The sequence below is a fragment of the Bacillus sp. FSL K6-0923 genome (assembly GCF_038630825.1).
In the GTDB taxonomy this organism is placed as follows: Bacteria; Bacillota; Bacilli; order Bacillales; family Bacillaceae; genus Bacillus; species Bacillus pumilus.
On the sequence record NZ_CP152044.1, the window covers coordinates 565,407 to 584,511 of the forward strand.

25 protein-coding genes are annotated in these 19,105 nt (G+C 40.6%); 16 read left to right on the top strand and 9 right to left on the bottom strand.

Features of this window, described 5'->3' with window-relative positions; all coding sequences use genetic code 11:
- Positions 1–148 precede the first annotated feature (148 nt).
- From MHI16_RS02785 to MHI16_RS02800, 4 genes are all read left to right on the top strand, one after another.
- Positions 149–2,326: an MMPL family transporter gene (locus MHI16_RS02785; protein ID WP_268467699.1), complete on the top strand. Its 2,178-nt coding sequence runs from the start codon at positions 149–151 to the stop codon at positions 2,324–2,326.
- Between the two features lie 102 nt (positions 2,327–2,428).
- Complete coding sequence (locus MHI16_RS02790; protein ID WP_058015426.1) at positions 2,429–3,613, top strand: sensor histidine kinase; 1,185 nt, start codon at positions 2,429–2,431, stop codon at positions 3,611–3,613.
- A 5-nt stretch (positions 3,614–3,618) separates the two neighbouring features.
- On the top strand, positions 3,619–4,269 hold the full coding sequence (locus tag MHI16_RS02795) for a response regulator transcription factor (protein ID WP_058015427.1): 651 nt from the start codon (positions 3,619–3,621) through the stop codon (positions 4,267–4,269).
- A 544-nt stretch (positions 4,270–4,813) separates the two neighbouring features.
- Positions 4,814–4,948 (top strand): GNAT family N-acetyltransferase, encoded by a 135-nt coding sequence (locus MHI16_RS02800; RefSeq protein ID WP_244270778.1) that lies wholly within the window; start codon positions 4,814–4,816, stop codon positions 4,946–4,948.
- Here the strand turns inward: MHI16_RS02800 and MHI16_RS02805 are convergent.
- On the bottom strand, positions 4,943–5,416 hold the full coding sequence (locus tag MHI16_RS02805) for a GNAT family N-acetyltransferase (protein WP_061406926.1): 474 nt from the start codon (positions 5,414–5,416) through the stop codon (positions 4,943–4,945). The genes MHI16_RS02800 and MHI16_RS02805 overlap by 6 nt on opposite strands.
- A 53-nt stretch (positions 5,417–5,469) precedes the next feature.
- On the opposite strand from MHI16_RS02805, the gene MHI16_RS02810 reads away from it, so the two are divergent.
- Positions 5,470–5,739: a YesK-like family protein gene (locus MHI16_RS02810; RefSeq protein WP_061406927.1), complete on the top strand. Its 270-nt coding sequence runs from the start codon at positions 5,470–5,472 to the stop codon at positions 5,737–5,739.
- Here MHI16_RS02810 and MHI16_RS02815 read toward each other — a convergent pair.
- From MHI16_RS02815 to MHI16_RS02825, 3 genes are all read right to left on the bottom strand, one after another.
- A complete protein-coding gene (locus MHI16_RS02815) occupies positions 5,736–6,275 on the bottom strand; it encodes a GNAT family protein (protein ID WP_061406929.1) in 540 nt (179 codons plus the stop codon). The genes MHI16_RS02810 and MHI16_RS02815 overlap by 4 nt on opposite strands.
- Positions 6,272–6,667: a VOC family protein gene (locus MHI16_RS02820; protein ID WP_342498056.1), complete on the bottom strand. Its 396-nt coding sequence runs from the start codon at positions 6,665–6,667 to the stop codon at positions 6,272–6,274. The genes MHI16_RS02815 and MHI16_RS02820 overlap by 4 nt, the downstream gene beginning before the upstream one ends.
- Before the next feature lie 68 nt (positions 6,668–6,735).
- Positions 6,736–7,359 (bottom strand): GNAT family N-acetyltransferase, encoded by a 624-nt coding sequence (locus MHI16_RS02825; RefSeq protein WP_061406934.1) that lies wholly within the window; start codon positions 7,357–7,359, stop codon positions 6,736–6,738.
- Between the two features lie 150 nt (positions 7,360–7,509).
- Here MHI16_RS02825 and MHI16_RS02830 point away from each other — a divergent pair, with 150 nt between their 5' ends.
- The 6 genes from MHI16_RS02830 to MHI16_RS02855 all read left to right on the top strand — a co-directional run bounded on the left by MHI16_RS02830 (position 7,510) and on the right by MHI16_RS02855 (position 11,592).
- Positions 7,510–8,061 (top strand): TetR/AcrR family transcriptional regulator, encoded by a 552-nt coding sequence (locus MHI16_RS02830; protein ID WP_058015432.1) that lies wholly within the window; start codon positions 7,510–7,512, stop codon positions 8,059–8,061.
- 82 nt (positions 8,062–8,143) lie between these two features.
- Entirely contained in the window at positions 8,144–8,692 is a 549-nt protein-coding gene (locus tag MHI16_RS02835; RefSeq protein WP_061406936.1) for a dihydrofolate reductase family protein, read from the top strand.
- A 108-nt stretch (positions 8,693–8,800) separates the two neighbouring features.
- Complete coding sequence (locus MHI16_RS02840) at positions 8,801–9,274, top strand: MarR family transcriptional regulator (protein WP_119124475.1); 474 nt, start codon at positions 8,801–8,803, stop codon at positions 9,272–9,274.
- Positions 9,258–9,881, top strand: coding sequence for a nitroreductase family protein (locus MHI16_RS02845; protein ID WP_058015435.1), 624 nt, complete (start codon positions 9,258–9,260; stop codon positions 9,879–9,881). The genes MHI16_RS02840 and MHI16_RS02845 overlap by 17 nt, the downstream gene beginning before the upstream one ends.
- Positions 9,882–9,898: 17 nt before the next feature.
- Entirely contained in the window at positions 9,899–10,951 is a 1,053-nt protein-coding gene (locus MHI16_RS02850; protein ID WP_342498057.1) for an LLM class flavin-dependent oxidoreductase, read from the top strand.
- 347 nt (positions 10,952–11,298) lie between these two features.
- Entirely contained in the window at positions 11,299–11,592 is a 294-nt protein-coding gene (locus tag MHI16_RS02855) for a hypothetical protein (RefSeq protein ID WP_058015437.1), read from the top strand.
- Between the two features lie 41 nt (positions 11,593–11,633).
- Here MHI16_RS02855 and MHI16_RS02860 read toward each other — a convergent pair whose 3' ends face one another.
- Positions 11,634–12,188, bottom strand: a complete 555-nt coding sequence (locus tag MHI16_RS02860; RefSeq protein WP_061406940.1) for an XRE family transcriptional regulator — start codon at positions 12,186–12,188, stop codon at positions 11,634–11,636.
- A gap of 111 nt (positions 12,189–12,299) precedes the next feature.
- On the opposite strand from MHI16_RS02860, the gene MHI16_RS02865 reads away from it, so the two are divergent.
- The gene (locus MHI16_RS02865) at positions 12,300–12,887 is read left to right on the top strand and encodes a LysE family transporter (RefSeq protein WP_061406941.1); all 588 of its coding nucleotides are present in this window, start codon (positions 12,300–12,302) and stop codon (positions 12,885–12,887) included.
- Positions 12,888–12,891: 4 nt separating this feature from the next.
- On the opposite strand, the gene MHI16_RS02870 is transcribed toward MHI16_RS02865, so the two are convergent.
- Both MHI16_RS02870 and MHI16_RS02875 read right to left on the bottom strand, forming a co-directional pair.
- A complete protein-coding gene (locus MHI16_RS02870; RefSeq protein ID WP_058015440.1) occupies positions 12,892–13,443 on the bottom strand; it encodes a GNAT family N-acetyltransferase in 552 nt (183 codons plus the stop codon).
- 122 nt (positions 13,444–13,565) lie between these two features.
- Positions 13,566–14,459, bottom strand: coding sequence for a LysR substrate-binding domain-containing protein (locus MHI16_RS02875; RefSeq protein ID WP_306011770.1), 894 nt, complete (start codon positions 14,457–14,459; stop codon positions 13,566–13,568).
- A 195-nt stretch (positions 14,460–14,654) separates the two neighbouring features.
- Between MHI16_RS02875 and MHI16_RS02880 the strand changes: the two genes are divergently transcribed.
- The 3 genes from MHI16_RS02880 (at position 14,655) to MHI16_RS02890 (ending at position 16,794) form a co-directional block, all read left to right on the top strand.
- Entirely contained in the window at positions 14,655–15,644 is a 990-nt protein-coding gene (locus MHI16_RS02880) for an aldo/keto reductase family protein (RefSeq protein WP_342498058.1), read from the top strand.
- A 153-nt stretch (positions 15,645–15,797) separates the two neighbouring features.
- The gene (locus tag MHI16_RS02885) at positions 15,798–15,983 is read left to right on the top strand and encodes a CsbD family protein (protein ID WP_061406945.1); all 186 of its coding nucleotides are present in this window, start codon (positions 15,798–15,800) and stop codon (positions 15,981–15,983) included.
- Positions 15,984–16,131: 148 nt separating this feature from the next.
- The gene (locus tag MHI16_RS02890; RefSeq protein WP_342498059.1) at positions 16,132–16,794 is read left to right on the top strand and encodes an O-methyltransferase; all 663 of its coding nucleotides are present in this window, start codon (positions 16,132–16,134) and stop codon (positions 16,792–16,794) included.
- 36 nt (positions 16,795–16,830) lie between these two features.
- Here MHI16_RS02890 and MHI16_RS02895 read toward each other — a convergent pair whose 3' ends face one another.
- A complete protein-coding gene (locus tag MHI16_RS02895; RefSeq protein ID WP_342498060.1) occupies positions 16,831–17,151 on the bottom strand; it encodes an AzlD domain-containing protein in 321 nt (106 codons plus the stop codon).
- On the bottom strand, positions 17,148–17,873 hold the full coding sequence (locus tag MHI16_RS02900; RefSeq protein ID WP_342498061.1) for an AzlC family ABC transporter permease: 726 nt from the start codon (positions 17,871–17,873) through the stop codon (positions 17,148–17,150). Before MHI16_RS02900 ends, MHI16_RS02895 begins: the two co-directional genes overlap by 4 nt.
- 293 nt (positions 17,874–18,166) lie before the next feature.
- On the opposite strand from MHI16_RS02900, the gene MHI16_RS02905 reads away from it, so the two are divergent.
- Entirely contained in the window at positions 18,167–19,042 is an 876-nt protein-coding gene (locus MHI16_RS02905; protein ID WP_342498062.1) for a DMT family transporter, read from the top strand.
- The last annotated feature ends 63 nt before the right edge of the window (positions 19,043–19,105 follow it).

A 19,105-nucleotide genomic window follows, 5' to 3' on the forward strand; every position in this document is an offset into this window, starting at 1 on the left:
CGATTTAAAGGGGATCTTAAGAAGATGCCCTTTTTTTGTTGCCTAAAAGTACAATGCTTCTTGCCCGAAAGTACAATTTCAATCGATCATCTCATTGCTTAGAATAAAAAGATGAAGTTCACGAAGTTGAAGAAAAAGGAGTAAGTGAATGGCAAAATTTTTATATCATTTAGGAAAAAGTGCTTTTTCTAAGCCGAAACGGATGATTATCGGTTGGTTACTTGTTTTAGTAGCTGTTGTGGCGACAACAATAGGGACAGGTGTTTCATTTAATGGAGATATGTCGATTCCAGGTACAAAGTCAGAAAAGGCAATGGATCTCTTGGAGAAAAAGTTCCCAGCAGGTGATGATGGCGGGACGATTCGTCTGATTTTTAAAGCACCTAAGGGTGAAACATTAGAAACAAAAAAAGTAAGAAACAAATTGAACGAAACGATCAAAGAAATCAAAAAGGATAAAGCAGTCAAGCAAGTGACGAATTTATATCAGACATTTGCTATTAGTAAGGATAAGAAAATAGGGTATGCGGATATTACATACCGGGTAAAGGCGGATGAGGTAAAAACATCCTCAAAAGAGAAAGTTTTAGATAGTATTAAGATTTCAAGAAAGGCTGGCATCCAAACAGAATTAGGCGGCTCCGTCCCATTCTCAGAAATTGAGGTAGGCGGGATTTCGGAAGTCATAGGTATTGTCATGGCCTTCTTTATTTTAGCCTTTACCTTCGCTTCACTATTGATTGCAGGACTACCGATCTTGACGGCTGTCATTGGGTTAGTGATCGGCGTGATGGGCATATTAATTACCTCAAATTTTGTTGATATGTCTGCATTTAGTCTTACATTAGCTGTGATGATTGGACTTGCCGTAGGAATTGATTATGCATTATTTATCATTTCTCGATATCGACAGCTATTAGCAGAGGGTTACGAATTGAAAGAAGCAGCTGCTAGAGCTGTTGCTACAGCAGGCAGTGCTGTATTGTTTGCAGGTGTCACCGTCGTGATTGCACTATGCGGACTTGTATTAGTCGGTATACCATTTTTAGGCGTTATGGGTCTTGTAGCTGCATTCATGGTACTATCAGTTATGCTTGTGTCTCTGACAATTGTTCCTGCGATACTAGGGATTCTTGGTGATAAAGTAAGCCCTTCAAGAAAGAATAAATGGTTCTCTAAATTACAATCTCAACAAAAAGAAGAACAAGCAGCTTGGGGAAGGTTTATCAAGAAGTATCCAGGTAAGATCATCCTAGGTGTCATTGTATTGACTGGTCTGCTCAGTTGGCCAGCACTTCATATGGAGTTGGGTCTTCCTGATAACGGCATGAAGGGGAAGGAAACAACTGAACGCAAGGGCTATGACCTGTTAGCAGAAGGGTTTGGCAAAGGGTTTAATGGGCCACTGGTTGTTATCATTGATGCCTCCCATGCAAATAACGCAATGAAATCTATTGAGAAAACAACAAAAGTATTAGAGAAGATGGATGGCATCAAACAAATGGCACCGGCTGTTCCTAATCCATCGGGTAAGTACGCCATGCTGACCATCTTACCGAAAAGCGGTCCAGAAGATAAGGCGACAAAGCAATTAGTCAAAGATATACGAAATGAATCTAGTCAGACTGCTGAAAAGTATGATACGAAATTACTTGTTACTGGTTCTACGGCAGTTAATATAGATATTTCAGATAGACTCAGTGAAGCGTTACCGAAATTTGCAGGAGTCATTATTGGATTTGCTTTGATTTTGATGATTCTTGTGTTTAGATCCTTCCTTGTTCCATTAAAAGCGGTTTTAGGATTCCTTATGACATTGACCGCTACATTAGGTTTTTCAGTCTTTGTTTTACAGGATGGACACTTTGCGCCTTTGTTTGGAATACCAGCAAATGGCCCATTGTTAAACTTTATGCCTGTACTAGTGACAGGAATATTATTTGGTCTTGCAATGGATTATGAGGTCTTTTTAGTCAGTCGAATGAGAGAAGATTTCCTTCTATCAGGTGATGCGAAAAAGTCCGTTGTATCAGGTTTGAAGCACAGTGGAAGAGTAGTGACTGCCGCAGGCTTAATCATGATCCTCGTCTTTGCTAGTTTTATCTTTGCAGATGACTTAATCATCAAAACAATGGGGTTAACGTTGGCATTCGGTGTTCTGTTTGATGCATTTGTCATAAGAATGACTTTTATCCCAGCTTGTATGATGCTGATCGGACGAGCTGCTTGGTACTTACCCAAATGGTTCGAAAGCTGGCTTCCACGTATAGACATTGAAGGTGAGTCTATTTCTCAGCAAGATGAGAAAGAAGAGAAGGTGATTTAGTCACTGATAGTCTTACATGGTATGATTGATGATACCGCCATTACCTCGATAAAGGGTGGCGGTATTTTTTGAGTGAATATGAGGATCGGGTGGTGATTATTTATGGAGAAACGACGGGTAGACCCTTTTAATGAAATGATCTATTCGCGGATTCCAACATTATTATGGGTCATTCTTGTTTATATTGCAGCAATGATATTTCAGTTTATAACCACCCCATTAGCACTTTCTGGACTGTTTTTTTCTGCACTTATTGCCATACATCTGATTCTGCATTGGTGGTCATTTTACTGGTTTCAGCAGAATCCATGGGTATATTTTCTGATTCAAGGAATTGTGATTCTACTTTGTGTTTCAGTCATGCAGGCAGCTTCCCCTGTGATCTTAATTGGTCTGTTACCGGTACTAATAGCGCAAAGTATTGGGGTATATTATCATACATTGAAGGTGATTTTGACAGGGCTTAGTTTTTATGTCCTTTTTTTTCTTGCCCTTATTTTGGTCAATGATACAGATGATTTGACGGTATACATTCCTATTTTGTTTTTGATTCTGATTGTAGTCATCGCATACTCCATTTTATTTTTTAGACAAGTCAAAGCTAGAATTCGTACACAAACATTTTTAAAGGAACTTGAATTGGCACATCAACAAGTGGAAGAGCTGACACTTGCAAATGAGCGTCAAAGAATGGCGAGAGATTTACATGATACCCTTGCACAAGGACTGGCAGGTATTATTATGCAGCTAGAAGCGGCCCATGCACATTTGGAGAATCAGAATGTTGAGCGTGCTCAAAGCATTATTAAAGGTTCAATGAGCCATGCGCGGACGACATTAGGTGAGGCGAGATTGGTCATTGACGACCTTCGAACATATAGCCAGGATCAATATGACCTAGCTGATTCTGTGAAAGATGAAGTGAAGCGCTTTATGGCGGCGACGAATATTCCAGTTCATACAAAAGTGGTTGTCTCTTATCAAGTGTCACCTTTTCTCATGGAACATACCGTATACATTGTCAGTGAATGTTTGACGAATATTGCCAAGCATGCCAAAGCAAGTAAGGTCGAATTGATGATGGAGCAAAAAGGTGATCACATCTCCTTGCAAATCACAGACAATGGAGTGGGTTTTGATGAGAAAAAACAAGAATCCACTTCGGGGCATTACGGTCTAATTGGTATGTCAGAACGTGCCCGACTGCTTGATGCACAGCTGCGCTTAAAAAGTGAAAAAAATGAAGGTACACAAGTGACGGTAACGATACCTTTGAAAAAGGAGTAAAAACAATGTCTTATCAAATTGTGATTGTCGATGATCATTTTGTTGTTAGAGAAGGGTTAAAATTAATTCTTGAGACAGATCAACGATTTGATGTTGTTGGTGAAGCAGAGGATGGGGCAAAGGGATTAGATGTCTTGAAAGAGAAGGCTCCAGACCTTGTATTACTTGACCTCAACATGCCTAACATGAGTGGGCTTGAGATGCTAAAAGAGATGCAGTCTCTTCAGTTAAAAGTACCGGTCCTCATTCTCACTACCTATAACGAAGAGAAATTAATGATTGAAGGGCTGCAACTTGGAGCAAAGGGCTATCTTTTAAAGGATGCCAGCAGGGAAAATTTATTTTATACAATTGAAGCAGCTATCAGAGGAGATATTCTTCTTCAAGCAAACGTCGCAGCTAAGGTATTTGAATCAACAGAGCATCAAGTGACTCCAAACCATTTGAAAAAAGAATTAAACATGCTGACTGAAAAAGAGATGCTTGTCTTGCAAGCAGTGGCTAGAGGATTTCGAAGTAAGGAAATTGCATTTGATATGGGGATTTCCGAGAGAACTGTCAAAGCTCATTTAACAAATATTTATCAAAAGCTGGAGGTCACTTCAAGAGCGGAAGCAATTAAAGCAGCAGTAGAATTAGGGATGATCCATTTTTAGAGAGAGCGAATGATCATATGAGATGATGACAAGAAACATTGCTCTGTTAAGTTTCAGCGTCAAGTGATTTATTATCTCTTCCAATGCGGTTTCAATATGTGTAGGGAAATGAACTCTGCCTACATAAGTAATGGTACGATCTTTGACACGGGCGCTTGGCGGCATAAAAATATACATGTCCCATTTTTATTCGCAGGTAGGCTTACCTCTGATTTGGAAGGGGAAGGCGACAGAAGAGATAGCAGCAGAATAATGAATGAAGAAGTAAGAGACCTTTTAAACGAGGTCTCTTTTTTTAAGACTGCGGCTTCAGGTGATTTAATGCCTGTGCGATGTGGATGGTTGATGACGTTTACTTATGTCACAATCTTTTCTTGATTCTAAATAAAACAAAGCCTCATTCATAAACCTCCTTTCACAATGAGCATAGCAATAGAAGAAAGCGAATGATAAAGAATTTTATTTGTTGCAATGAGTCACTGCATGTCCTGAGCTTTATATATAATGGAAGGTAAGAACATGAGCGCAGCTGGCATGTCAGCATATGATCAGGAGTTGCCTTGAAAATAAGAGGACACCGCATTGGGATTGCGATGTCCAACACCTAACTTCAATCAAAATAGCAGAAAAACTAGGTTTCCAGCGGACAAAAACCTATCGATTGTTTTACAGCTCATGATGAGAATGTTTTGAGATACCAAGCATCCATTGCAGAATGCTCAGAGCCTTCAATTGGCTCTGAGAGAAGAGAAAATCCATATCGCTGATAAAGACCTGTAGCCGCAGTTAATTCTCGGCGGGTTTCTAAATAACATGCTTCATAGGATGTAGAGGCATATTGGAGCGCTGTATCCATCAGTTTTTTGCCCGCACCTTTTCCTTGTGCCTTTGGACTCAAATAAAGCTTTTGTAATTCACATATGCCGTTTGTAAATGGAGCAATGCCTACGCCGCCCACAATATCGCCATTCTCTTCAGCAATCCAATAGGCTGCATGAGTCAATGATTGATAGTATTCGAACAGCTGGTCAAGATGAGGATCAGTGTAGGCTGTTCCTTCTATCGCCAGATTCGCCGATTCTAGTGACTGACGGATAATTGCTGCGATATACGGGTTGTCTTTTTGCTCAATGGGTCTAATGTTCATTGGAAGTACCTCCATCGTCATAAAATAAAAAAGAGAAAGTGAGTTGAAACAATATGTTTTGGCTGCAAACCGCTATTTTTACAATTGTTGTATTGTGTCTCTCATGGTGGGCAGGGAAAAGAGGTAGAAGCCGTCATGCGGGGCTGATCCTCCCTATATGCTTCATTCTATTTGGATTGGTTTTATTAATATCCAGTTTCTTCATTGGCAGATGGGAAGGCATGGCGCTTAGTATATCCAGCGTCTCTATCGTTCTCTCTTCCATGATTTGTTTGATCATCGCCACAGTGATTCAATTTTTTGAAAAAGATGTCCTTTCTTAAGCAGGGGCATCTCCACTGTTCATCTGATTGTATTCTTCACGAAGGATGCCCATGATGATGACATCTGAGTAGGTACCGTTGAAATAGAGTGCTTGGCGCCTTTTTCCTTCATATTGAAATCCTGCTTTCTCATAGCTTCTAAAGGCTCTCGGATTGTGGGAAAAGACTTCGAGCTCAAGACGGTTGAGTTCTAACGTATCAAAGGCGAATGCTTGAACCATTCGGACAGCTTCAGTGCCATAGCCTTTTTGGAAATGTTCTGGCCCATGAAGCGCAATGCGGAAGCTTGCCGTATGATTGATTGGATCAATATCCACAATCGCCGCATCCCCAATCATTTCTTGCGTGTCTAACAGACAAATGGCGAAATCTCGCCTGCTATCATCTTGTAAAAATCGGGTGTAGGCTGAACGAATTTCTTCTAGTGTGAACATTTTTCGTGTGCCAGTCATGTAAAGTGTTTCTGCATGCTGGCATCCTTTTTGAATCCCCGGATAATCCTGTTCTTCAATCGGTCTCAAAAATAAGCGGGTCATGACGGATCACCCTCCTCTATATATCGAGATATTTCAATTAAATTCAGATCAGGATCACGGATATAAACAGATTCAACCGGACCTAATGTGCCTGTGCGCCTGACTGGTCCCTCTTCAATAGGAATCACTAGCTTGCGAAGATGCAGCAGCAAACGGTCCATATCTAAATCGGTGATAAAGCACAAATCACTAGAGCCTGGAAGTGGATGAGCCGCTGCCCGCTCCTCTTCATGACCAGCTTCATGAAGATTGATCATCTGTAAACCAAAACGAAGCGTTTTACGGCCTTCTCCAAAGGTTTCTTCCTTCATTCCTAATACGTTTGTATAAAAGCGAATGGTGTCCTCTATATGTTGTACAGTCAACACGATATGATCAAGTCGTCGTATCATCAGTCTCTCCTCCAAGTATGATCATTGATTGAACTGATTTTATTATATCATTCCCTGAAGAGGATACCTTATTGAATCACGGTTTTATAACTCCAGCTTTGTAAGGACATTTCTTTTCCGCGCAATACCCTTTCATCAAACTCCACCCATCCATTTTTTCGGTAGAAATGACGGTTCGCTTCATTGTGTGTAATCAGCGTGAACAGGCCGCCGCCTTGTCGGGCGATAAAGGGAAAAAGACATTGCTTTAACATACGGCTTCCAAGTTTTTTTCCTTGCTGGTTTTTTGCGACGACAAGTGCTTCTAAATACCAAAAAGGCTTCTTTAAGGAAGAACACGCTTTTTTGGCCTCCTTTAACATACGAAACACATGCTGAATTGCCGGTATACCGCCAGTGAAGAGGAGCTTTAACCCGCCTGACAACACATAATCCATGAGACCTGGTTCAGGAAGACGTGGATGCTTTAACAGAGCGGCAGACACAATATGACCGTTCTTCACTCCGACTAAACAGATTTGATGCTGGAAATAAACCTTTGTGTTAACCAAATGCAGCTCGCGAGCGAAAGCAGAGCGCTTTGATACCTTTTCACATAATAAATCAAAAAATGAATAATCCCGAAACGAATCTTCTAACAGATCTGCCACTTCCGGCAGTTCGTCCTCTCTAGCAAGTCTGAAATGAACCATGTGCTGGTCCTCCTTTTTTTGAACAGATATAGATTATTGAACATGTGTTGATTATAATAAGAAGTAAACAATACGAACATCGGCAATGAATGATGACCTGTTCATAAATAGACAGCGTGTGCCTGATTGTTCAAAAATGGAGGGTATCTCATGCAGGATAGACGAACAATCAAAACAAAAAGAGCCATTCGGGAAAGCTTTCTTGAGCTATTAAAAGAAAAAGAAGTGCAGCAAATAACGGTATCAGAGCTCTCAAGAAAAGCAGATTTAGGCCGGGGAACCTTTTACTTGCACTATCAAGATGTGTTTGATTTATACGAACAGCTGGAGAAAGAACTATTCGATCAGCTTGGCGGGTTATATGATGAAACCTTTCCGAGTCAAGACCCTCTTGATATGCTTTCCTTTTTAAACAAAACGACAGAGTACTTGAAAGAGAATCAATATATGTTGACGTTATTTGTAAAACCCAATGGTCCAACGACCAACCAATTCAAAGCGTTTTTTAAAGAAAAAATCATGAAAGAGTGGCAGCTTGTAGAGCGGCCCATTACAGAGAAAGAACAAATTGAAGCTTCTTTTGTCGTGTCTGGTGTTGTTGGCGTACTTGAAGAATGGATTCATGAAGACATGTTAATTGATGCCGGAAAGCTAGCGCACAAATTATATGAGCTGCTCGTCAAAGTGGAGCATGAATCGTAAAAGGGAGAAAGCCATATAGCATTTGTCTTTCCTTTCTGATACAATCAATATAGAACATATGTACTTATTCAGGTGAGGAGTGATGAGATTGAGTCAGAAAAGGAAGCTGCTTTTTTATGGGGCAATGAGTATCGATGGCTATTTAGCGAGAGAGGATCATCGGCTCGATTGGTTAATAGGGACGGAAGGCGAAGAAGATACGAACTATGATGACTTTTATGCGTCAGTCGATACGCTGATCATGGGGCGCAATACATATGAACAGGTTCTTCAGCTGTCACCAGATGAGTTTCCTTATGAAGGAAAGACTTGTTATATCATGTCACGTACTTTACAAGACAGTCTGAAAGGAACTCACATCATTCGCGAAGATATCCTATCATTTGTGAAAAAATTAAAAAATGAAACAGGTCAGCATATCTGGATTGTAGGCGGCGGGGAGCTGCTTCAGTCTTTCATAAGAGAAGGATTGGTTGATGAGCTTTACCTTCAAATCGTACCTGTCATGATTGGGAGAGGCATTCCTCTGTTTTCCCCATCGAATATGGAATCCAAGTTTTCATTAAAAGAAGTACGACAATATAAGCAGATAGCTGAAATGCATTTTGTCTTAAAAGAAGAGGATCACTGACATGAGGTGGTCTTTTTTTTATGAAACAAACTCGTTGACAATAAAATATCCTAGTGTTAGGATAAATTTATCCTAGTTTTAGGATTTCTTGAAAAAGGAGTAGTTGCCATGGTGCAGCATGAACATGAATTAGACTTAAGGCTATTCCGCGTATGGATGAAAGCCTATCAAGCTCTTTTTACAAATATTCAAAAGGACATTGAACGTTATGATATCGGATTTGAAAACTTTCAGATCCTTGAATTGCTCTATAGTAAGGGGCCGCATCCCGTCCAAAAAATCAGCGACATCCTGTCAATCCCAAGTGGAAGCATGACTTATGTCGTGAACAAACTAGAAAAACAAGGGCTTGTGAAAAGGCAATGTGCCCCCTCTGATAAACGTGTATTTCATGTATTGTTGACGGAAAAAGGGAAGCAATTGTTTGACGACATTTTTCCTAAGCACACAGATGTCATTTCACAAAACCTATCCTTTATTGAAAAAGAAGAAAAAGAACAGCTCATTGAATTACTAAAAAAAGTCGGTTTAGGTGCAAAACAACTTCACGAAAAGGGGAAACAAGATGACACTCAGCTTTGATACATTGGTACGTGAAAGACGATCCGCATCAAATTTTTTGCCAAATATCTCGATTTCGAGAGAAGAACTTAACAGTATATTTGAAGAAGTCAAAATGGCACCATCTGCTTTTAACTTACAGCACACACAATATGTCGTCGTCCAAACAGAAGGTCTTAAAGAACAAGTAAGAGAAGCCGCGTTTGGACAATATAAAGTGCATTCCGCCTCAGCAGCGATTATTGTACTGGGAGACCCGAAGGCTTATCAGCAAGCGGGGAACATCTATGAAGGTCTGAAAATGCTTGGCATTTTAAACAAGCAGCAATACGAAGAAATGGTCAGAGAGACGATGAGCTTTTATGAAAAGAGAGGGGCGGATTTTCAGAAAGAAGAGGCAATCCGCAATGCTTCATTATCTGCGATGCTATTTATGCTCGCCGCCAAAAACAAGGGCTGGGATACGTGCCCAATGATCGGTTTTGACCCTGATGTCATGAAAAAGGTGTTAAACATCGAATCGGATTTGGTTCCTGTATTAATGATCACACTCGGAAAAGAAAAAGTAGAGAGCAGACAAGTGAGAGGCTACAGAAAGCCAGTCTCTGAATTCGTAACATACTTATAAGATAGGGGGTTCCACTCATGGAACTAGGGATTAGTACATTTGTAGAAACAACACCTGATTTTCAAACAGGAAAAACAGTCAGTCACGCACAGCGTATTCGAGAAGTAGTGGAAGAAATTATTTTAGCAGATCAAGTCGGTCTTGATGTATTTGGTGTAGGTGAGCATCATCGACAAGATTTCGCTGCATCGAATCCCGCTGTCGTCTTGGCGGCTGCGGCAACACAGACAAAGAATATCCGCCTGACAAGTGCAGTGACAGTTCTTTCATCAGCAGATCCTGTTCGTGTCTTTCAGGATTTTGCCACATTAGATGGACTATCAAACGGACGTGCAGAGATCATGGCAGGTCGTGGCTCATTTATTGAATCATTCCCACTGTTTGGCTATGATCTGAATGATTATGAAGAATTATTTGAAGAAAAGCTTGATTTGCTGCTCAAATTACAGCAGTCCGAGCGTGTCACATGGAGCGGAAAGCATCGCCCGGCTATTCAAGATGTCGGCGTATATCCAAGACCTGTTCAAGATCCGCTTCCAATTTGGATCGGCAGTGGGGGAAACCGTGAATCTGTCGTACGTGCTGGATTATTGGGATTGCCTTTAGTACTTGCCATTATTGGCGGAAGTCCTAGACAGTTCGCACCACTTGTTCAGCTGTACAAGCAAGCGGCAGTACACGCTGGACACGACCCAGAGAAATTAACCGTAGCATCCCATTCGCATGGATTTGTTGCACAAGAAACAGATCTTGCAGCAGACCAATTCTTCCCTTCCACACAGCATGTGATGAACACGTTAGCAAGAGAGAGAGGCTGGGGTCCATATACTCGTTCTACATTTGATGCAGCGAGAACGTTAGAAGGCGCGCTGTATGTAGGAGATCCAGATGCAGTGGCAGAGAAAGTGATTCACCTTAGAAAAAATGTAGGAATCACGCGTTTTATGCTTCATGTACCGGTTGGTTCAATGCCGCATGATCAAGTATTAAAAGCCATTGAGTTATTTGGAAAAGAAGTCGCTCCTAAAGTAAGAGAAGAGGTTGACCGCTGGGAAGCAGAGCAAGCATAACGAAAAAGGTCGATCAAGTGAATAGGCTTGATCGACCTTTTTGATGCTTAAGGATCAATGACACAAGGTTTCACTGTAGGACATGAAGCAGCAGAAGCAAGTGGTGTGGTCGTCAAGGTGAAGAGGAAAACAAGTTGAAAACAGATGAGCCATTTTTTCATGAAATCACCTCCGTTCACAATTGTTTGACGGAATGAGATGAGGATAAAAGCATAGAAGTATAGAACACTCTCTATCCAACATAAGACAATCATATCATAATTTTCAAAAAAGTGAAAAAATAACTTATAAAAGAACTAAATTATGGTATGGTTAATATGTTCAACAAAAAAAGGGAGGGATTTTTTATGAAAAAGGTCATGTCTTCTGTTTTGGTTGGAGCAATTGTCTTAACGGGTGCTGGGGTCACAACTGCTCCGGTGGAAGCAAAGGAACAAACAAAAAGTGAAATAACGGTTCAGGCAAGTCGAACTGTCTCAGAAACAAGAACGTATACGACATCGAACATCCCATCAAGTATTACATATGCAAAGGATGGCTGGGTCGGTATTTTAAAACAATCGTCTATTGAAGAATTAGGATTAGGCAAATACAGAGTCACATATACTGGAACGGTTGTACGTGATCCGGGATTTAATTAAATAAACGAAAAGCTGACAGGTGGACAAGCCTGTCAGCTTTTTTATTGAGGATAATAAAGAATCATTTGCAGCCGGACCATTTGCTCTCCGGTTTGTTTATACGTATGCGTACGGTCTGCTTTAAAACGAATGGAGTCGCCAGTTTTTAAGCTGTACTGTTCATCTCCAATGGATATATCAAGCGCTCCCTCAAAAACGGTAATCAATTCCTCTGTCCCGCCAATGTGTTCATTTGCATGCAGCGACCCGCCAGGATCAATTTCTACTCGGTACACTTCAAATTTCCCTCGGTCATCAAAAGGAAAAGTCGTATACACGCGATATCGCCCATCATCTTCCTTTAAAATCTGTGCATCCTCATTGCGTACTACTTTGATTTCAGGCTGTGGTGCGTGAATGAGCTCACTAAAAGATACCTTTAATCCGTTGGCGATTTTCCACAAAGTCGTAATGGTGGGGGTTGATTCTCCTCTTTCAATTTGTCCAATCATGGTTTTGCTGACACCAGTTAATTCTGCCATCTTTTCAAGGCTTAATTTCTTTTGGTCTCTAAGAAGCCTCACATTTTTAGAAATAATCGATTGTACATCTTCCATGAAAAAAACTCCTTTCTCTATTTACTTTATAAAGACCAAACGTTACAATAAAGCGTAACATACGCAATAAAGTAATTAAAGTCTTAATAACGTATAAGGGAGGCGGCAACTATGATTCTTTCTATGTTGATCTATGCTTTTGTGAGCAGCTTTACCCCAGGACCAAATAACATCATGGCCATGGTCTTTACGAATAAATATGGGGTCAAGCAAACATTTCGATTTTGTTTAGGTGTGGGTATTGGATTTCTCGTTATTTTGTGTTTGAGTTGCTTCTTTAATATCATACTTTATCAAGTGATGCCGAAAATAGGCTGGGTCATGGCGTTCATCGGGGCTGCATACATGATTTATTTAGCGGTCAAAATCATGAAAAGTAAAGGCGGGGATGACGAAACACTTGATCGTTACAATCATTTTGTCCCTGGTATGATGCTGCAATTTATCAACCCGAAAGCGATCTTGTATGGATTGACTGTGATTTCAACATTTGTTTTACCATATGGACAATCTCATATGCAGTATGTCATATGGACGCTGATTCTCGCACTTATTGGATTTCTCGGTACATTCAGCTGGAGCTTATTTGGCTCTTTGTATAAGCGCTTTTTGACTGCTTACGAAAGACCGTTCCAGTATGTCATGGGGCTGCTTCTGATATACAGTGCGGTTTCAATGGTATGGGGCTATGTGATGTAAGGTGTCAGAAGCTTGGCCGCTGCCTGCCCATCACAACAGTATTGTAATAAAGTCCATCTGCCAGACGTTTATCATTTTTTAATATCCCTTCAATCAGAAAGCCATGGTGCTCATATAAGCGAATGGCTTTTTGGTTCGTTTCCAGCACTTGAAGTGACATCTTCTGGATGCCTTGCTGATCAGCCCAGTCAATAGAAGCGGCTAATAGCTCTTTGCCAATGTGATAGCCCCAAGCATCCTTTTGAATGGCGACGCCAAAAGTCACTTTGTGAGCAGAGCGTTTGAGTGAATGTCCTTCACATCTGGAGAAACCAACAATTTCTCCTTCAATATCAGCGACCAAAAATAAATGCCTGCTTTGTTTGGTATCCTCTTGAATCAACACCTCAAAATCTTTTTCATGAAGAAAGGCTTCGCCTGGTTCACGGTCTAAATATTCTGTTTCACCATCAATTTTCAGTCTGAGCGCTGATAACTGCTTGGCATCGCCGATTGCAGCAGACCGAATACAGTAGGTCAAGTCACGAACGGTGAATAAGTTTTCAGCGATAATCATAGAACACCAACCTTTCTTTTCGTTATGTCTATCATACCTGAAACGTGTACATATCAGGTGGAAGTTTTAAAGCCTGTCTTATAGATCATAATTTTTTAATCCAGCTGGCTTTGGCTGGATTCTCATGATTTAGACTGAGAACTTAAATAAGCTTCTCTCACAACTGTTAAAAAGTGCTCAGCGACGGTTGACGTTTCATCTTGTCTCCATGAAACATATAAATTTACTTTTGGCGTAGTTTCTTGGATTTTTCTATAAACAACCCCTGAGCGTTTTACGCTTTCTACTGAGGATGGGACGACAGAGATTCCCATTCCTGCAGCAACTAAATTCACAATCGTATGCATTTGAATAGCTTCCTGAACTACGTTTAAACTTATGCTATTTTCCCAAAAGTAGCTGATAATTAAATCATAAAATGCTGCACCTAGATGACGTGGAAACATGATAAATGGTTCATTGGCTAATAAATGAATTGGAACTTTGGAAAATGAAGCTAAAGGATGATTTTCTGGCAAAACCAAGCTTAATGATTCCTCACAACAAATTTCTGAGGTAAGTATCTTATTATTTTGGTTAGAACGAATAAATCCAATTTGAATTTCTTTCTTATATAGTGCCTTTAACTGCTGTTCTGTAGCCATTTCACATAAGACAAGATGGATATTAGGGAAACTTTCTCGAAACCTTTTAATAATATCAATCACAATATCAGTAGAATCAACGAAACCGATCGTTAAATGACCTATTCTTCCGTCATCTGCAAGTTGTGTTGCGTTAATCGTTCTATCTACTTGAAGGAGCGTACGACGGGCTTCTTCTAAAAATACTCTCCCCGCATCTGAAAGTTCAACCTGTCTTCTCGTTCTATGAAAAAGCGTAACACCTAACTCTTCTTCTAATTTTCGGATTTCTTGACTTAATGGAGGCTGTGCCATTTTAAGACGTTCAGCTGCCCGGCTAAAATTTAGTTCTTCAGCAACCATTATAAAATAACGTATTTGTCTCAGATCCATTTTTAAGCCCCCCTATTTCATACTTGCTTATTGTGTAAAATGATTTCAAAGGATTGTGATCAAACAGTTTTGCGCTTTTTTAATGGAAATATTTTAATTATATAAAATATATATATAATTATCTGAATATATATATTATACATATTAATACCCTCTTTTTATAATGAAAGTATTCTTTCAAAGGAGGACATTGTTATGGAGTATAGTAAACTTGGAAATAGTGGATTAACAATTAGTAAACTCGCATACGGAAATTGGATTAATCATGGTGGTAAGATAAATGAGGAAACTGCCCATGATTGTGTGAAAGCTGCTCTTGATGTGGGTATTACGACGTTTGATACTGCCGATGTTTATTCAGACACCAAGGCTGAAGAGATACTAGGCAGGTCTTTAAAAGGGATTCGTCGGGAGAGCATTGAACTATGTACAAAAGTATGTCATCCAACCGGTACTGGGAAAAACGATAGAGGATTATCACGCAAGCATATTTTGGAAAACTGTCATGCCTCTTTGCGGCGTTTACAAACGGATTATATTGATATTTACTATGCACACAGGTTTGATCCAACTACACCTCTGGAAGAAACGATGTTAGCTTTCGCAGATCTAGTAAGACAGGGTAAAGTGAACTATATTGGTGTAAGTGAGTGGACAGCAGAACAAATTACTCGAGGGGCAGCGCTTGCACGAGAGCTAAATGTCCCCCTAATCGCCAGCCAACCTCAATACTCCATGTTATGGAGAATCATTGAAAGTGATGTAATACCGACCTGCCAGCGTGAAGGACTTGGCCAGGTAGTATGGTCGCCTTTGGCCCAGGGAGTCCTCACTGGAAAGTATCTCCCAGGAAAATCACTTCCGACTAATTCGCGTGCTAACTCAACTGCTGGAAAACCTTTTTTTAAAAACCTTGCTCAACGCTGGATGAATAATAACACCTTAGAGGCGATCCAAAAGCTTAAGCCCGTCGCACAAAAGGTTGATCTTACTCTCGCTCAGCTTGCGATAGCATGGGTACTGCAAAATCAGAACGTTTCTGCAGCAATTATCGGTGCTTCTAGTCCAGAACAGGTGAGGGAGAATGCTTTAGCATCTGAGGTGAAAATTGAAACTGAGATGATGAATCAAATTGACGAAATTCTAGGTGATCTGGTCGAGTACGATCAGAGTAAAACAGGTTAAAGCTTTTAAGTCTATCTTATAGATCATTATTTTTTAATCCAGCCGACCTTGGCTGGATTTTTATGTTGCTGTAGTTTCTTGGATCGCACATTCAGATGTTTTGTATCTGTCAAAAAGGCTAAATGAATAGTATCAAACGTGGAGGTGGAACAAATGAGTGAAGAAAAAGGACATATGGATAAAGCGAAAGGAAAAACAAATCAAGCCAAAGGTCAATTGAAGGAGAAGCTTGGCGAAGCAACAGATCATCAAAACCTGAAAGCAGAAGGGAAAAAGGATCAAGCCAAAGGAAAGCTTCAAGATAAAAAAGGGGATTTGAAAAATCACCTGAACGAGTAAATTCGAAAACATGACACTGCTTCATGTCTCCATCATGACATGTCTTTCATCAATAAAATGAATAGATGTGTGAAAAGAATTGATTATACGCGCTCGCTATCATCATGTAGACTGAAAACAGAAGACATGATCAAGGGAGATGGATGAGATGAAGCAAGTGTGGGAGAAAGTTGACGAGTATATCACAGACAAGTTGATTCCTAAAGATGATGTTTTGGAGCAAGCTCTTACTCATAATAAGGAAGCAGGCCTGCCAGAAATTGATGTGTCACCAGCTCAAGGGAAAATGCTATATTTATTAGCAAAAACCAAGAATGCAAAGCGCATTTTAGAGATCGGGACACTCGGTGGATACAGTACCATTTGGTTGGCGCGTGCTCTTGAAGAGGATGGAGAACTCATCACATTAGAGGCTGTCAGCCACCATGTACAGATTGCGCAGCAAAACATCAGCAGAGCGGGCTTATCGGAACGAGTGAGCATTTTGCAAGGAAAGGCATTGGATACGCTATCTCAGTTAAAAGAGAGGGCTGTGCTTCCATTCGATTTGATTTTCATTGATGCAGATAAACCGAACAACCCGAATTATCTAAAGTGGGCGTTACACTTCTCGAAAAAGGGAACAGTCATTATTGCAGACAATGTCGTCAGAAATGGAGCAGTCCTTCATGACTCTGATGGGGATGAGCGAGTGCAAGGAACTCGTGAATTTTTCAATTTACTCAAACAAGAGTCAAGAATAGAGGCTACAGCCATTCAAACTGTTGGTGAAAAGGGTTACGATGGATTTGTATACGGAATCGTAAAATGAAACAAAGCTTAACCACATGCGGTTAAGCTTTTTCTTTTAGAAAAACCATCTGGCAGTCCCCATCAGCATGACGCCTACAAGAACAGTAAGTGACAAGCTCTTTGTCCAAACAGCGATTACGACGGTCGGAACCAAGACAGCAAGGTACATCCAGTGAATGGTAACGCCCGTTGTAGTATGAATGAACAAATGCTCTGCAATCAAAGCCGTAAAGATACAAATCGGAATAAACGATAACCATTTAAGCATCACTTCAGGCAGCTCGATACTTCGTACAAATATAAAGGGAACGACCCTTGGAATAACGGTGACAATCATACAGCCGAGAATGAGCCACATCATAAAACCGCTGATCATTTATCTGTCACCACCCCAATGGTTGCGACAATCATGGTGGCTAACAGAACAGCCACGTGTGAGGGAACAAAATGAAGCAGGAGAAACATCGCAACGACCATATACAAAACAAGTGACAGGCGATGGGTTAACTTACTTTTAGGCACAGTTTGCAAAGAAAGAACCAACAGTGCAACAAACATAGCGGAAAGAGCAAAATCAAGACCAAGTGCTTCAGGATTTGAAATCCAGTGTCCAAAAATGCCGCCAAGTACACAGGCAGCAATCCAGCATAAATAAGCCGTTATGTTCAGCCCGTGCATCCACCGGTTATTCAGCTTTCCATGCTGAGCTAATTTATTCATGGCTACGCCAAAGGATTCATCAGTCAGCAATAGACCGAATCCAATATTTTGTTTTAAAGAGTAGCGTGTAAAATGAGGAGCCAGCGTCAGGCTTAGCAATAAATGACGCAGATTCACAATAAATGTAGTGAGAATAATAGCGGAAAGGGGACTCCCCGTAACAAGCAGTGCGCAGATAATAAACTGTGAAGCACCTGCGTAAATAAAGATTGATAGAAGCGCAATGTCCCATAAGCTCAACTGTGCGCTAATTCCAACAATTCCAAAGGCAAACCCTATACTCATATAACCAAGCAGGGTTGGCACACAATCTTTTATTCCCTCGAGAAATGGTTCATGTTCCGTGGTGGGAATCTGTTTTCTAGCTTCAATATCCAACGACCTCTACTCCTTTTCTGCGTGGCCACCTATAGTTTTACTTACTATATGAAAACGAATTTAGCATGTCAATAGCCGCTTATCTTCTATTATATGAAGAAAAAAGGTGCAAAAAGGATTGAAGTCAACCAGAATTTGTTATAAAGTATCAGAAAATAAAAATAATTGGAGTGACGACAAATGCTGTGGAAACCTTTGTTTGAACATGATGTTCCAAATGCCCTCCGTCCATAACGGAGAGTGATCTCCGTTTGTGGATATGGTACTCAAAATATCCAAACGGAGGGAAAATGATGAATGAAAAATATATAGGCGCCCTTTACCTAGCAATCGCAGCAAGTATTTGGGGCGGCATGTACGTTGTTGTCAAAGTAACAGTAGCGGTTGTCCCACCACTTGAGCTCGTCTGGATGAGATATGCTGTAGCAGGAGTCGTTTTGGTGTTCACCATTTGGCGCTTGGGCTATTCCTTTCGATTAGATAAAAAAGATATCCCGTTTATGGTTTTGATTGGGCTGATTGGAAATTTCCTTTCAATCGTGACCCAAGAAATGGGGACGATGTATACCTCTGCACAAATGGGGGCTGTTATTACATCTGCAACTCCTGCGTTTATGGTGCTGTTTGCTTTCTTTCTATTAAAAGAAGCCATGACTGTTCGAAAGTGCGCATCCATCTTGCTTGCTACAGCAGGTGTATGGCTCATGATTGGACCAGTTGCAGTACAGACAGATGAATTTGTTGGTGGTCTTTCATTGGTCTTCGCTGCTTTAACATGGGCGCTGATGTCTGTTTTGCTCAAACGTGTTCCAGGAAAGTACCCTCAGGTGGTGACAACCACATATGCGATCATCATTGCATTCATTGTTTTAACACCGCCTGTATTATTTCGTTTACCTCACCTAGATGTGGAACAGATAGCAAGGCCTGAGATTTGGGGCGGTATTCTATATCTAGGCATCATCTCAACAGCTCTAGCATTCTTTTTATGGAATAGAGGGCTTCAATTAATGGATGCCTCAAGCGGCGGTTTGTTCTTTTTCTTTCAACCGATCGTAGGTGCCGTTCTGGGCTGGATGCTTTTGGGAGAAGAAATGGGATTACGCTCATTCATTGGCATTCTATGTATCTTTGCAGGTGTCTATACTGTACTGCGTCAAAAGGAATAAAAGAAGATGTCCCTTGTAATAGGGGCATCTTCTTTATAAATGAGAGATTGAGAGAGGATGGAG

What these genes read in the sequence shown, in the direction of transcription:
- MHI16_RS02785 (WP_268467699.1), top strand. Translation starts at nt 149, where the DNA reads ATGGCAAAATTTTTATATCATTTAGGAAAAAGTGCTTTTTCTAAGCCG.
- MHI16_RS02790 (WP_058015426.1), top strand. Translation starts at nt 2,429, where the DNA reads ATGGAGAAACGACGGGTAGACCCTTTTAATGAAATGATCTATTCGCGG.
- MHI16_RS02795 (WP_058015427.1), top strand. Translation starts at nt 3,619, where the DNA reads ATGTCTTATCAAATTGTGATTGTCGATGATCATTTTGTTGTTAGAGAA.
- MHI16_RS02800 (WP_244270778.1), top strand. Translation starts at nt 4,814, where the DNA reads ATGATCAGGAGTTGCCTTGAAAATAAGAGGACACCGCATTGGGATTGC.
- MHI16_RS02805 (WP_061406926.1), bottom strand. Translation starts at nt 5,416, where the DNA reads ATGAACATTAGACCCATTGAGCAAAAAGACAACCCGTATATCGCAGCA.
- MHI16_RS02810 (WP_061406927.1), top strand. Translation starts at nt 5,470, where the DNA reads ATGTTTTGGCTGCAAACCGCTATTTTTACAATTGTTGTATTGTGTCTC.
- MHI16_RS02815 (WP_061406929.1), bottom strand. Translation starts at nt 6,275, where the DNA reads ATGACCCGCTTATTTTTGAGACCGATTGAAGAACAGGATTATCCGGGG.
- MHI16_RS02820 (WP_342498056.1), bottom strand. Translation starts at nt 6,667, where the DNA reads ATGATACGACGACTTGATCATATCGTGTTGACTGTACAACATATAGAG.
- MHI16_RS02825 (WP_061406934.1), bottom strand. Translation starts at nt 7,359, where the DNA reads ATGGTTCATTTCAGACTTGCTAGAGAGGACGAACTGCCGGAAGTGGCA.
- MHI16_RS02830 (WP_058015432.1), top strand. Translation starts at nt 7,510, where the DNA reads ATGCAGGATAGACGAACAATCAAAACAAAAAGAGCCATTCGGGAAAGC.
- MHI16_RS02835 (WP_061406936.1), top strand. Translation starts at nt 8,144, where the DNA reads ATGAGATTGAGTCAGAAAAGGAAGCTGCTTTTTTATGGGGCAATGAGT.
- MHI16_RS02840 (WP_119124475.1), top strand. Translation starts at nt 8,801, where the DNA reads ATGGTGCAGCATGAACATGAATTAGACTTAAGGCTATTCCGCGTATGG.
- MHI16_RS02845 (WP_058015435.1), top strand. Translation starts at nt 9,258, where the DNA reads ATGACACTCAGCTTTGATACATTGGTACGTGAAAGACGATCCGCATCA.
- MHI16_RS02850 (WP_342498057.1), top strand. Translation starts at nt 9,899, where the DNA reads ATGGAACTAGGGATTAGTACATTTGTAGAAACAACACCTGATTTTCAA.
- MHI16_RS02855 (WP_058015437.1), top strand. Translation starts at nt 11,299, where the DNA reads ATGAAAAAGGTCATGTCTTCTGTTTTGGTTGGAGCAATTGTCTTAACG.
- MHI16_RS02860 (WP_061406940.1), bottom strand. Translation starts at nt 12,188, where the DNA reads ATGGAAGATGTACAATCGATTATTTCTAAAAATGTGAGGCTTCTTAGA.
- MHI16_RS02865 (WP_061406941.1), top strand. Translation starts at nt 12,300, where the DNA reads ATGATTCTTTCTATGTTGATCTATGCTTTTGTGAGCAGCTTTACCCCA.
- MHI16_RS02870 (WP_058015440.1), bottom strand. Translation starts at nt 13,443, where the DNA reads ATGATTATCGCTGAAAACTTATTCACCGTTCGTGACTTGACCTACTGT.
- MHI16_RS02875 (WP_306011770.1), bottom strand. Translation starts at nt 14,459, where the DNA reads ATGGATCTGAGACAAATACGTTATTTTATAATGGTTGCTGAAGAACTA.
- MHI16_RS02880 (WP_342498058.1), top strand. Translation starts at nt 14,655, where the DNA reads ATGGAGTATAGTAAACTTGGAAATAGTGGATTAACAATTAGTAAACTC.
- MHI16_RS02885 (WP_061406945.1), top strand. Translation starts at nt 15,798, where the DNA reads ATGAGTGAAGAAAAAGGACATATGGATAAAGCGAAAGGAAAAACAAAT.
- MHI16_RS02890 (WP_342498059.1), top strand. Translation starts at nt 16,132, where the DNA reads ATGAAGCAAGTGTGGGAGAAAGTTGACGAGTATATCACAGACAAGTTG.
- MHI16_RS02895 (WP_342498060.1), bottom strand. Translation starts at nt 17,151, where the DNA reads ATGATCAGCGGTTTTATGATGTGGCTCATTCTCGGCTGTATGATTGTC.
- MHI16_RS02905 (WP_342498062.1), top strand. Translation starts at nt 18,167, where the DNA reads ATGAATGAAAAATATATAGGCGCCCTTTACCTAGCAATCGCAGCAAGT.